Origin of the sequence: Burkholderia cenocepacia, from assembly GCF_014211915.1 — a bacterium.
In the GTDB taxonomy this organism is placed as follows: Bacteria; Pseudomonadota; Gammaproteobacteria; order Burkholderiales; family Burkholderiaceae; genus Burkholderia; species Burkholderia orbicola.
The window spans coordinates 1,347,291-1,359,408 of the sequence record NZ_CP060040.1 but is presented as its reverse complement, the minus strand read 5'-3'; the positions used below and the strand labels follow the sequence as shown (position 1 = coordinate 1,359,408).

Genomic DNA, 12,118 nt, shown 5'->3' with positions numbered 1-12,118 from the left:
CGACTCGGATGGCGGATGCCCGTCACGCATCCGCCCACTTCCTCAACAGGTTGTGATAAATCCCGGTGAGCGAAATGACCACCGGGTCCTTCGCGCCTTTTTCCGCGGAAAGCGCCTGAATCTGCGTATCGAGCTGAAACAGCAGCGTGCGATCACCGTCGTCGCGCACCATGCTCTGAATCCAGAAGAACGACGCGACGCGCTCACCGCGCGTCACCGGCGTCACGTGATGCAGGCTCGACGCCGGATACAGCACGAGATCGCCCGCCGGCAGCTTCGCGCGATGCACGCCATACGTATCCTCGACGCACAGTTCGCCGCCGTCGTATGCGTCGGGTTCCTCGAGAAACAGCGTCGCCGACAGATCGCTGCGCACGCGGAAATCCGTGCCGCGCAGCAACCGGATCGCGTTGTCGACGTGCGTGCCGAACGTCTCGCCGCCTTCATAGCGATTGAACAGCGGTGGAAATACCTTGAGCGGCAGCGCCGCCGAAAAGAACAGCGGATGGCGGGCGAGTGCGTCCTGAATCGCATCGCCCACCGCACGCGCGGCCGGCGAGCCTTCCGGCAGTTGTCGATTGCGTTTCGCGAGCGCCGACTGCGCGCCGGACGTCGCGTTGCCGTCGACCCATTCGGCGGCATCGAGCAGGTCGCGGCATTGCGCGACTTGCGCTCGGGTCAGTACGCCGGGGATATGAAGCATCATGATGCGGATTCCATGGCGTGCGGCGCCAGCTGCATGGCCGCCGAACGAAAAGCGTCGAGCGGCGACGACACGAGATACGCGCGCATCTTCGCGATGAACGCGGGTGTCGCGGTGGCCGGCACCCGTGCGAGCCAAGCGAGCGCTTCGTCGACGCGTCCGCGCTCGGCGAGCAGCCGTGCATAGTTGAACTGGCCGCGGAAGTCGCCGGCTTCGGCCGCACGGCGATAGTGGTCGAACGCGGCTTCGATCTCGACCGATACGACCCACCCATCCTCGTAGAACCCGCCGATCAGGTTGATCGATTTCGCATGGCCGAGCGCGGCCGCGCGGCGGAACCAGTCGAGCGCGTCGGCGCGGTTCTCGTCGACGCCGTTGCCGAGGGCAAGTGCGGTCGCGTAGTTGTACATGCCCCAGTCGAGGCCCGCCTGCGCGGCAAGCCGGTACCAGTACACGGCGACCGGCGCGCAGGCGGCCGTGCCCCAGCCGAACTCGTAGCAGCGCCCGAGCATGTTCATCGCCATCGGGTGTCCGGCCCGCGCGGCATGCCGGAACCAGTCGAGCGCGGCGGCCGGATCGCGTGCGACGCCGTGCCCGTCGAGCAGGTATTGCCCGTAGACGGCCTGTGCGTCGACGATGCCGTTGTCGGCCGCCGCGGCGACCCACGCGGCGGCGCGCTCGGGCGGCCCGGCCAGGATGTCGGCGAACTCGCGCGGCGATACCGACGCGAGCGCCTTCAGCGACACGGCCTCCATCGATCAGTAGCGCGCGTTCAGCGTGACGAACGCCGAACGGCCCGGCGCGATCGACGCATAGTGCGCCGGATACGCCTGATCGAAGTAGGTGCGGTTGAACAGGTTGTTGACGTTCAGTTGCAGGTCGAGCTTCTTGTTGATCCGGTACTGCGCCATCGCATCGAAGCGCCAGTACGACGGCACGGCGCGCAGGTTCGCGGGATCGCCGAACACCTCCGACATGTAGAACGCGCCGCCGCCGACCGTGAACTTCGGCGTGACGTCGTAGTTCGACCACATCGTCAGGCTGTGCTTCGGCGTGTTCGGGAAGCGGTTGCCGTTGTTCGCGGCGTCCTTGCCGTTGTCGCGCAGTTGGCTCTTCATGTACGTGTAGCCGCCGAACACCTGCCATTGCTTCGTGATCTGGCCGGCGAGGCCGAGCTCGAGACCCTGCACGCGCTTGTTGCCGACCATCGCGTACTGGTTGTTCGGCAGCGTCACGCGTGCGTTGGTCGTGTCGATCTGAAACAGCGCGGCCGTCAGCGACAGCTTGTCGTTCAGCACGTTCCACTTCGTGCCGAGCTCGATGCTGCGGTTCTTTTCCGGCGAAAGCTGATCGGCGTTCGGGCCGACGCCGCCGTGGCCCGGCGTGAGCGACTGCGTTTCGCTGCCTTCGCCGAGCATCATGCCGGCGGGCGTCGACGAGGTCGCATACGACGCGTAGATGCTGCCGTTCTGCGCGGGCTTGAACACGAGGCCGGCCTGCCAGTTCACGAGCGTGTCGTCGCGCGTGGTGGTCTTGCCGCCGTTGGCCTTGGTGTCGGTGAAGCGGGTCGAGTAGTCGTCGACGCGCACGCCGGCGTTGACTTGCCAGCGCGGCGTGATCTCGATCGTGTCGAAGCCGTAGATCGACTTCGTCGTGGTGCGCGCATGCGCGTAGTCGTTGTTGCGCGTGATCGAACCGGCCCACGGATCGTTCGGGTTCGGCGACCACAGGCTCGTGCAGTTGTAGCCCGACGCGGCGCCGATGCCTTTCTGGCAGATCTTGCCCTTGTCGGTCGCGACCGTGTACGAGTCGCGCTTGCCCCATTCGCGCGACAGCTCGATGCCGGTCGTGAAGCTGTGCTTGAACGGGCCCGTGCGGAATTCGCCGAACAGCTCGGTCAGGTTCGCGAGGCTGTTGACCGAGCTGTTGCGGTTGTTGTTGCGGCGCCAGACCTTGCCGTTCACCACGTTGCCCTGGCTGTCGTCCGGCTGCGTCCAGATGTAGTCCTGCGTCGATTCCGTGTAGCGCGTGGTGTTGCGCACCGTGAGGTTCGGCGTGATGTCGTGCTCGATCTTGATCGTGCTGATGTCCGACGTGGTCTTGCGGAAGTCGCGGTCGATCAGGCCGTAGAAGTTGTGGCGATCGACAGGCGCCGGATAGATCGTGCCGACGTTCGCGGGCTTGTTCGAGGTCGTGTAGAAGTACGGGATGCCGCCGTCGGGCATGTCGTCCGTCTGCAGGTGGTAGTAGCTCGCGGTCACGCGCGTCGGCGTGCCGAGACCGAACGCGATCGACGGCGCGACGCCCCAGCGCTCGTTGTTGACGGCGTCGCGGCCGGCGACGTCGTTGTTGTGGCTCATCAGGTTCAGGCGGAACGCGGCGTGCTCGGCGAACTGCCAGTTGCCGTCGGCGGTGAAGCGGCGATAGCGGTCGGTGCCGAGGCCCGCGCTCGCGGCGGCCGTCGTGCCGAGGTGCGGGGCCTTCGTGATCAGGTTGATGCTGCCGCCGGCGCCGCCGCGGCCGCCGTACGCGCCGTCGGAACCCTTGGTGATCTCGACGCGTTCGGTATTGAAGATCTCGCGCGTGGTGGCGCCCGTGTCGCGCATGCCGTCGACGAACATGCTGCCCTGCGTGTCGTAGCCGCGAATGAACGGACGGTCGCCGAGCGGGTTGCCGCCTTCGCCGGCGCCGAACGTGATGCCGGGCACGGTGCGCAGCGCTTCGGTCAGCGTCGCCGCGCCGCTACTCTGGATCAGTTCCTGCGGGATCACGGTGACGGATTTCGGCGTGTCGACGAGCGGCGCGGTGAATTTCGCGGAAGCGGAAAAGTCGGCCTTGTAGCTGTGCTCGGTCTTGCCCTGGATCTCGATCGGCGCGAGGTGGCCTTCGGTGCTGGCGGGCGCCGCGGGCGGCGTGCCGTCGGCGAACGCGGGGCTCGCGGCGAGCACGCTGCACAAGGTGGTGAACTTACCGAGCTTCAGCTCGTCCGGACGGGATTTCATGGTGCGCTTCGACCTCGCGGTGTGGCCCCGGGGGCGCTGCGATGCGGAAATGTGCACGCCGCCGGGAATTATTACGATTTGTTTTCAGGCGGCATTCTATGTAATTTTTCTTTAAATGAGAAGCATTCTTGTTATCGTTTGTAAGGGAAGTGTTGACGAATGTTGCGGGGTGGTTGCGAGGGCTGGTGGGTCGAGCGGATGGCCGAACGGCCGAATGGGAGGGGCGTGGCGAGCGGCTTACAGTGACCGAATCTTCATTCGGTTAAAATGACAGCAAGGTGTTAATATGACTGCATTGAAAGCAAATGTAGTGAGGCGCATCATGCCCGTGATCACCGTTCGAAATTTACCCGACGAAGTGCATCGCGCGCTTCGAATCCGGGCCGCGCAACATGGCCGCAGTACCGAAGCCGAGGTGCGAGACATTCTCGAGCAAGCCGTTCGGCCCGGCGGCCGACCCAGGCTCGGGACGCTGCTGGCTGAAATCGGCCGGGAAGCGGGCGGCATCGATTTCGAAGTTCGGCGCGACGCATCGTCAACCGATCCGATGAGCTTCGAATGATCCTCGTCGATACCAACGTCATTTCCGAGCCGCTGCGGCGCGAGCCGAACGCGGCCGTGATCGAATGGCTCGACGCGCAGAACGTCGAGACGCTGTTTCTTGCCGCGATCAGTCTGGCGGAAATGCGCTTCGGCGTGGCGGCGTTGCCGGAGGGCCGTCGGCGGGACTGGCTCGAGCAAAGTATCGAGCAGCGCGTCGTGCCGTTGTTTCGCGGCCGGGTCCTGCCGTTCGATGATGCGGCCAGCAAGGCGTACGCGAGCCTGCGCGCCAAGGCGCGTGGTACGGGCAACGCGATGGCGTCTGCCGACGGCTTCATTGCCGCAACCGCCGCGGCGAACGGGCTGATCGTGGCCACGCGCGACGTCGCGCCGTTCGAGGCGGCAGGCCTGCGTGTGATCGACCCTTGGGCCGCCTGACGCCGGGTTGGCCGCCGTCACGTTGTTACCGGCGCCGAAAATGACGACGCGCCGTGCAAGCCGGCGCGTTGGGTGCGTGATGTCTGCGCGTGGCCCTTGAACTGACGCACTCTCGCGTTCAGGCGCGCGACATCGGCTGCAGGTTAGTCGATCCCGTGAAACACCGCGTCTTCCGGCCCGAGGTACGCCGGCGGTCGCCACGTCGCGTCGCGCATCGAGTGCTGGACGAGATTCTCGACACCCAGCAGTATCGCGAAGATCGCCATCCGCACCGGAATGCCGTTGTCGGTCTGCCGGAAGATCGCGAGACGCGGGTCGCGGTTCAGGTCGACCGACAGGTCGTTCGCACCGGGCCGGCTGTCGCGCGGCAGCGGGTGCATGATCAGCGTGTCGGGCTTGCATACCGAGTCGACCAGCGCCTGGTTGATCTGAAAATCCGGCGTATAGCCTTCGAACGACTCGTCGGTGAAGCGCTCCTTCTGAATTCGCGTCGCGTAGACCACATCCGCGCCGCGCAGCCCGGTCGCGAGGTCGTTGGTCTGCTCGACCACGTGGCCGTTCGTCGCGATCTGTTCGACGATGTACGTCGGCATCTCGAGCGTCGGCGGCGACACGAGCGTGAACTTCAGCCCGCGGTACAGTGCGAGCAGCTTGACGAGCGAGTGCACGGTGCGGCCGTATTTCAGGTCGCCGACCAGCGCGATGTGCGCGCCGTCGACGATCTTGCCGAGTCGCGAAAACTCGCGCTGGATCGTATAGAGGTCGAGCAGCGCCTGGCTCGGGTGCTCGCCGGGGCCGTCGCCGCCGTTGATCACCGGCAGGTTGGTCGCGCGCGCGAATTCGGCCACCGAGCCTTTTTCCGGATGGCGGATCACGAGCGCGTCGACGTAGCCGGCCATCACGCGGCTCGTGTCGTAGATCGATTCGCCCTTGGCCATCGAAGAGAACGTGAACCCCGTCGTGTCGCACACCGAGCCGCCGAGCCGGCAGAAGGCCGCGCCGAACGACACGCGTGTACGCGTGCTGGCCTCGAAGAACAGGTTGCCGAGCACCGCGCCTTCGAGCACGCGCGAAATCTTGTGGCGGCGCGCGATCGGCTGCATGACATCCGCCACGCGGAACAGCGCCTCGACCGAATCCCGCGAGAACTGGTCGACGGAGATCAGTTGCGGCTTGCCTTCGAACAGGAATTGCTTCGCAAGCCCTTGTTTGTCTACGCTTTGCGTATAGTTCTCGCCGTCCGGCGCCGAGCGCTCGACGATTTCCGACACGAAGCGCTCGACGATCTCGGGCATCCCGCGCGATTCCTGCGAATCGTCCGGAAGCAGCCAGGTATCCAGCGCGCGCCGGCTGACGCCGATGCGATTCGCGAATGCCTCGCGGGTCATGTTGAGGCGGCGCATCGCGTCGCGGAGGAAGGCTTGCTGGGGAACGGTCATCGGCGGCTCCTGGGCGGAAAATATACGCGGTGCGTATATTAGTTCCTGGCGCGATGAAGTCAAGAAAATTCTGCGCGCATGCGCGGTGGGGTGCGCATGACACTCGGCGGAGCCGTACTGGCGCGCGGCCTGCGTCTCCGTATAATCAGGTCAGGCCCCGTGTCCGGCAGTCTGCCGGCGCCAGCCGCACACGATTCGCCCGGTCGGGCATGTTGATTCGAAGGAGAATGAGAATGACGCGTACGATTGCTGCAATGCTGCTGGTGGTGACCGCGGCGCTCGCCGGTTGCAATACGGTCGCCGGCGTGGGCCAGGACATTTCGAAGGGCGGCCAGGCGATCAGCGATTCGGCTGAAAAAGCCAAGTAAGCCGACCGGTTCCGGTATGCAGAAGGCGCCGGCCTTCCCGCGATTGCGGGGAGGCTCGGCGCTTTTTTTACGCGCGGGTCGATGCCGGTGGCGTCAGGCGCGCTCCACGAACGCGTAGCGGCCTTCCACCTTGCGCGGCGTGAACCAGCCATAGTCGGGGAACAACCGGGTGCGGACGAACCACACGTAACCGACCAGCACGACCGTGATCGCGAGGCTCGGCAGCGCGGCCGCCGGATCGCGCCCGAGATCGGCGACGGCCTTCGGTATCTGCAGCAGCGACAGCACGATGAACGCGTGATACGCGCCGACCCGATGGGTCGCGAAGCCCCAGATGAACAGCAGCGACAGCGGCACGGTCAGCGCAAGGAAGACGGTGACGAGGACGTTGCCGGCGCCGGATACGAAGAAGTAATACGCAAGCATCAGGCTGATGACCAGCTGGGCGATGCCGAGCGCGATCAGGATCCGGACGTGCACCTTGTTGTTGCGGCAGCGTTCGGGGTCCGGGCGCGATGCGATCAGGTGCGCGAGCACGCGATCCTTGAGCCCCTGTCCGGACAGCTCGGCCAGCGCATCGGCCTTCCTCGTTCCCGCGGACAGCAGCACCGCGATTCTTGTTTTGGCTTCCTTCCTGTTCATTGCTTGGCGGATTGTTGTTCGATGGTTGTCAAAGGGTGTGGCCACGCGAATATTGCATCTTGCGCAGTCGTGCGCAACGGTTTTGCGGTGCGAGGACACATTCCTACAGTCGCCGGCTGCATCGCGGAAAGGTAGCGATCGGCAGGCGATGCGACGGCAGGGTGCCGGAGCCCTTTTCTCCGCGAGGCAATGAACGCGCGAGTCAGTCGATGGCGGTCCGCGCGGCGAGCGGAGCGCGTGATGCGCCAGGCGGCTCGCGCCGTCGCGTCGCGCCGACGAGCATGCCGGCGACGACGAGCGCGATGCCCGCGACACGCGTGCCGGTCAGCGTTTCGCCGAACAGCGCGACCGCGAACAGCACGGCCGAAACCGGCGCGACCGCCGTGAACAGGGCCGCCTCGGTGCCGCTCGTACGGGCCGAACCCGCATACCAGCACAGGTAGCCGAGCACGGTCGGAATCAGCGCGTAGTAGACGATCGCCGATACGGCGCGGACGGTCCAGCCGCTCGCCACTGCTTGCCATTCGAACGCGGCCGGCACGAGTGCGAGCATGAAGCCGAGGCCCGACATCGCGGTGGAGAGCGCGAGCGGCGGTAACGGCGCGGCAAGCCGCCGGTTGAGCAGGATGAAGACCGCTTCGCATGCGACGGCCGCCAGCACCAGCGCATCGCCGGCAAGTGTTTGCAGCGACGGCATCGCGTGGCCCGGCGCGAACGTGACGAACAGCACGCCGGCCGTGGCGAGCGCGGCGGCCAGCCAGTCGCGCGGCGTCTGCCGCTCGCGCAGCACGACGGCCGCGATCAGCGTCGACATGGCCGGCAGCGTGCCGAGCATCACACCCGCATCGAGCGGTGACGACAGTTTCGTGCCGCTGATCAGCAGCACCGTATAGCCGACGCCGCCCGCCGCCGCCTGGATGACGAGCAGCACGGCGTCGCGTGCGGAAATGCGCGGCCAGCGCATGCGCTGCGCGCGCATCAGCGCGAACAGCAGCGGGGTCGCAATCAGGAAGCGCAGCGCGGTGGCCGCGAACGGCGGCAGGCCGCCGGCCGCGAGACGGCTCGCGACGACGGTGCTGCCGACGCCCGCCATCGCGGCGGCGAGATAGAGATAGCCAATCAGTCGTGTCTTCATGCGCCGCATCGTCGCGTATGGCGGCGGGGTGCGTCTTGAACGAAATTGCAACGCGAGAGGCATTGAATGCGGTGCGCCGTCGACAGGCACTGACGCGATAGGTCGCGGCTGCCGTCGAGGTAGCAACCGCCTTTGAATGCACTGCGCCCGGTAGCTCTGCACTGCGCCGGCGATGCCTTGATTATCCCGCCTGCGTGAACCGCCCCGGCGTGATCCCGAACTGGCGTGCGAACGCACGCGTCAGGTGGCTCTGATCGGCGAAGCCGGCTTCGGCCGCGGCATCGGCGATCGGCAGGCCGCTGGCCAGCAGCGCGCGCGCCAGCCGCGTGCGCGACTGAACCAGATAGGCGTGCGGCGTGATGCCGAGCTCGCGCGCAAAGCCGCGCAGCAACTGGAAGCGGCTGACGCCGCTCAGGTCGGCCAGCTCGGCGAGCGACACGGGAGCGGCCGGCGCTGCATCGAGCCGCTCCCGCGCGACGCGGACGGCCGGCGCGACGCCGGCCGCCGGCAGCGTGCGGTTCGCGTGCCGGGCGAGCAAACCGGCGACGAGCATCACGAGCGCTTCGTCGCGGGCCAGCGGCGGGGTTTCGCCTGCGACGATGCGCGCATGCAGCCGACCGACGGCGGCCGTGAGCCGCGCGTCGCGCACGGCCGGATGGGCAAGCTCGACGCCGCCGAGGCCTTCTTCCGCGGCGACGCCCGCGACCAGCGCGGGCGCGAGGTACAGCATCCGCCAGCGCCTGCCGGTGCCGGCCTCGAGCGGCGAGCCGTCGTGCATCTCGCCGGGATTGACCATGATCGCGTCACCCGCCAGCGCGTCGACCTGCCCGCGACCGCTCCACGACCGGTGCGCACCGCTGACGATCACGCCCACCCCGAATTCGTCGTGCGCGTGGCGCGGAAACGCGCGGTCGGATTCGAGGCTGAACGCCTCGATGCCTTCGCCGGTGCGTCGATAGTGGGTGACACGGTGCATGTGCGCTCCTCGCGCCGGTCGCGGCGCGGATCACGTGCACTTTAGCGCGTTCCGGCGCCGCGCGCCCTTCATCCTTTTGGCGGATATCGCGCGGCGCGTGCAGCCGGCACCATGTGCACATCGGCAGCGTACACGGCCCGCCGGGCCTGAAGCTGCATGGGAGACGGCAGGTGGAACGACAGGACCCGGTATTCATTCAGGTGGGCGCGCTCGCGGACGGCTTCGCACCGGAGGCGAACATCCTCGCCCCCGTCGACGCACTCGTCGGGCGGACGCTGGCGCTTGGCGACGCATCGGGCGCGTGGCGCGTCTATACGTTCGAGCCGGATGCGCTGCGGTGCCGCGATGCGGCAACCGATACGGGCAGCCGCGCGCCGTGCCGCGTGACGCGGCTGCGCGATGGACTGTACTTCGTCGACTACATCGATGTCACTGCTCGGGCGACGTCGGTCAGCCTCGTGATCGACCTGGACGCCGGCGTGTGGACGTCGGTCGTCGGTACGCTGCCGACGGAAGCCGACACGCGCATCGATGCGTTCACGCGCGTCGCGCGCGGGCTGCCGCTGACGGCCGTCGACGTGCAATTCCGGCATGGCACGCTCGGCGGCCACGCGCAGCCGGGGCCGCTGCATGCGCCCACGCGCGAGCTGATCGGCAAGCGGACGATGTACCGCTACAGCCCGACCGAATGCTACGAGCACATCTACCTGAACGAGAATTTCTACGCGTGGCAGTGCCTGCAAGGCGTGGAAGGCGGGCTGGCCGATGTCGACCGCTGCCATTACTTCAAGATGGCGGACGAGCTGTATCTGTTCGTGTGGCGCGAGAAAGTGGTGCCGACGCTCGGCGTCGTGCTGATCGACCTCGCGCAGCGCAAGACCGACGGCAAGATCTTCGGTTATCAGGGCGGCGATTTCGGCACGCTGTCGAATTTCCAGATCGGCGCTTACGCGCATGTGCTGAACGAAACCGTGTACCCGTCCGGCGGCGAGGCGCAGCGATGACAGCCGTGCCGGGCAGCGGCCGCCTGCGCGCGGATTTCGGCGGCCGTGTCGTGCTCGTCACGGGCGCCGCGCAAGGGATCGGCGCGGCGATCGCGCGCCGTTTCGCGGAATCCGACGCGTTCGTCGCCGTGGCCGACCTGAACGGCGACGCGGCAGCCGCGCAGGCCGACGCGCTGGCCAGCGCGGGCGGCGACGCACGCGCGTATCGGGTCGATGCCGCGAGCCGGGGCGACCTGGATGCGCTCGTCGCGGCAGTCGAGCGCGACGGCGGCCGGCTCGATGTCGTCATCCACAATGCCGCGTATTTTCCGTTGACGCCGTTCATGCAGATCGACGAGCCGACGCTCGATCGCACGCTGTCGGTCAACCTGTCGGCGCTGTTCTGGCTCGCGCAGGCCGCGTTGCCGGCATTCGAGCGGGCGGGGGCCGGCAGGCTGCTCGTCACGTCGTCGGTGACGGGGCCGCGCGTCGTCTATCCGGGGCTTGCGCATTACGCGGCGTCGAAGGCCGGCGTGAACGGCTTCATCCGGGCGGCGGCGCTGGAGCTGGCGCGCCGCAACGTGACGGTCAACGGCGTCGAACCGGGGATGATTCGCACGCCGGCGGCCGGCAATCTCGGCGACGCGTCGGTCGCGGCGCAGATCGCGCGCGACATTCCGCTCGCGCGGATGGGCGAACCGGAGGACATCGCGAACGCGATGCTGTTTCTCGCGTCGGCCGACGCGGCGTACGTCACCGGGCAGACGATCGTCGTCGATGGCGGAGCGACCTTGCCGGAGAGCGGGGCGGTGCTGGGAGATCGATAGCGAGGGGCGGTTCGCAGGGCTGCGGCGAGGTTGTGACGGCATAGGCGCGCGTACCGGCCCGCACGCCGCCGCCGTGACTACAGCCAGCCGTTGCGGATGAATTCGACGATCGAATGGCGGCGAGGCTCGAGATCGTGCTGCCGGACGGCCTCGACGATGCGTGATACGCCGTCCGCATAAGGCGTATCGCCGGATACGCGCGATTCGAACTGCAGGCTGCATGCGCCGTCGTCGATGCGTATCCGGTGAACCGCGTGGCGGCCGAGCTGATCGTCGGGATGCCGAATTCGTTGCGCTGCACGGCCGGATCGCGCACGGAGCGGATGTCTGCCGGCTGCACGCCGAGTGACGCGGCGATGCCGACGGCCGTACCGGGGACGGACGTCTTGCCGGCCTGATGCGACTCGGTCACGCTGATCTCGCAGTCGCGAAACAGGTGGCCGCTGGTTTCCAGCATGCTCATGAACTTGAGCATCAGGATGTTCGTGTTCGGACACAGCACGACCGGAAAGCCGTACGTCCCGGTTTCGAGGTCGGAGCCGGTCGACAGCTCGACGAGCGGCGATGCGGTGGCCTGGCAGAACGCGATCGCGGCGGGGAGTTCGCGGCCGGAACCGGCATGGACGACGATCGACCGGGCGTTGGTTCGCGCGGTGTCCGACCAAGGCATCACGCGGCAGGTGGCCGGGTCGAGCTTGTGCGAGCCGAGCAACTCGTTGGCGAGCTTGCCGGTTCCGATGACGAGTACTTGCATGGGATTGACGGATTGAGGTTCGGGTGGCGAGTGGGCGGCGGCGGTGCAGGCTGTCGAGCAAGCCAGCTGTCGTGCCGCTTGCCGCGCCGGGCGGGCATCGCGCATTATGCCCGTCCGTCGATTGGCGCGCTTGTCGGGCCGGGCATGTGATGTCGCGGCGCATCGGCTCGCCGACGCCCTCGGCAGTCCACCTCGCCCGCGACGTTGCGATGGCCCGCGGCGCGTGCGTGTGGACCGCGATCCGTTTCGTGGCGCAGCCGCCGGGCTGGCGCCCGGGCAACCGAAGCGAAACGACGGAGGAACCGCGCTGC

The 12,118-nt window shown here is 67.4% G+C and carries 12 protein-coding genes and 1 pseudogene; 5 read left to right on the top strand and 8 right to left on the bottom strand.

The window, feature by feature from the left end; all coding sequences use genetic code 11:
- Positions 1-22: 22 nt before the first annotated feature.
- The 3 genes from SY91_RS22595 to SY91_RS22585 are packed head-to-tail and all read right to left on the bottom strand — an operon-like array spanning position 23 to position 3,705.
- Complete coding sequence (locus tag SY91_RS22595) at positions 23-706, bottom strand: Fe2+-dependent dioxygenase (protein WP_023477480.1); 684 nt, start codon at positions 704-706, stop codon at positions 23-25.
- Entirely contained in the window at positions 703-1,458 is a 756-nt protein-coding gene (locus tag SY91_RS22590; RefSeq protein ID WP_023477481.1) for a tetratricopeptide repeat protein, read from the bottom strand. The genes SY91_RS22595 and SY91_RS22590 overlap by 4 nt, the downstream gene beginning before the upstream one ends.
- Positions 1,459-1,461: 3 nt before the next feature.
- Positions 1,462-3,705, bottom strand: coding sequence for a TonB-dependent receptor (locus tag SY91_RS22585; protein WP_023477482.1), 2,244 nt, complete (start codon positions 3,703-3,705; stop codon positions 1,462-1,464).
- A gap of 322 nt (positions 3,706-4,027) precedes the next feature.
- Here SY91_RS22585 and SY91_RS22580 point away from each other — a divergent pair, with 322 nt between their 5' ends.
- The gene (locus SY91_RS22580; protein ID WP_034175232.1) at positions 4,028-4,267 is read left to right on the top strand and encodes a FitA-like ribbon-helix-helix domain-containing protein; all 240 of its coding nucleotides are present in this window, start codon (positions 4,028-4,030) and stop codon (positions 4,265-4,267) included.
- Positions 4,264-4,683, top strand: a complete 420-nt coding sequence (locus tag SY91_RS22575; protein ID WP_006480895.1) for a type II toxin-antitoxin system VapC family toxin — start codon at positions 4,264-4,266, stop codon at positions 4,681-4,683. The genes SY91_RS22580 and SY91_RS22575 overlap by 4 nt, the downstream gene beginning before the upstream one ends.
- A gap of 143 nt (positions 4,684-4,826) precedes the next feature.
- Here the strand turns inward: SY91_RS22575 and SY91_RS22570 are convergent, their stop codons facing one another.
- Positions 4,827-6,122 (bottom strand): aspartate carbamoyltransferase, encoded by a 1,296-nt coding sequence (locus SY91_RS22570; protein WP_006480896.1) that lies wholly within the window; start codon positions 6,120-6,122, stop codon positions 4,827-4,829.
- A gap of 233 nt (positions 6,123-6,355) precedes the next feature.
- Between SY91_RS22570 and SY91_RS22565 the strand changes: the two genes are divergently transcribed.
- Complete coding sequence (locus SY91_RS22565) at positions 6,356-6,490, top strand: entericidin A/B family lipoprotein (RefSeq protein ID WP_006485835.1); 135 nt, start codon at positions 6,356-6,358, stop codon at positions 6,488-6,490.
- Between the two features lie 93 nt (positions 6,491-6,583).
- Here SY91_RS22565 and SY91_RS22560 read toward each other — a convergent pair whose 3' ends face one another.
- The 3 genes from SY91_RS22560 to SY91_RS22550 all read right to left on the bottom strand — a co-directional run bounded on the left by SY91_RS22560 (position 6,584) and on the right by SY91_RS22550 (position 9,243).
- Positions 6,584-7,132: a hypothetical protein gene (locus SY91_RS22560; RefSeq protein ID WP_023477486.1), complete on the bottom strand. Its 549-nt coding sequence runs from the start codon at positions 7,130-7,132 to the stop codon at positions 6,584-6,586.
- Positions 7,133-7,334: 202 nt separating this feature from the next.
- On the bottom strand, positions 7,335-8,267 hold the full coding sequence (locus SY91_RS22555) for a DMT family transporter (protein ID WP_023477487.1): 933 nt from the start codon (positions 8,265-8,267) through the stop codon (positions 7,335-7,337).
- Positions 8,268-8,448: 181 nt separating this feature from the next.
- Positions 8,449-9,243 carry an AraC family transcriptional regulator gene (locus SY91_RS22550; RefSeq protein ID WP_006480899.1) on the bottom strand — a complete coding sequence of 265 codons (795 nt, stop codon included), beginning with the start codon at positions 9,241-9,243 and terminating at the stop codon, positions 8,449-8,451.
- 170 nt (positions 9,244-9,413) lie between these two features.
- Between SY91_RS22550 and SY91_RS22545 the strand changes: the two genes are divergently transcribed.
- A complete protein-coding gene (locus SY91_RS22545; protein ID WP_034175404.1) occupies positions 9,414-10,247 on the top strand; it encodes a MoaF C-terminal domain-containing protein in 834 nt (277 codons plus the stop codon).
- On the top strand, positions 10,244-11,053 hold the full coding sequence (locus SY91_RS22540) for an SDR family oxidoreductase (RefSeq protein WP_023477889.1): 810 nt from the start codon (positions 10,244-10,246) through the stop codon (positions 11,051-11,053). Before SY91_RS22545 ends, SY91_RS22540 begins: the two co-directional genes overlap by 4 nt.
- Positions 11,054-11,130: 77 nt before the next feature.
- Here the strand turns inward: SY91_RS22540 and SY91_RS22535 are convergent.
- Positions 11,131-11,807, bottom strand: a pseudogene (locus SY91_RS22535) (dihydrodipicolinate reductase).
- Positions 11,808-12,118 lie beyond the last annotated feature (311 nt).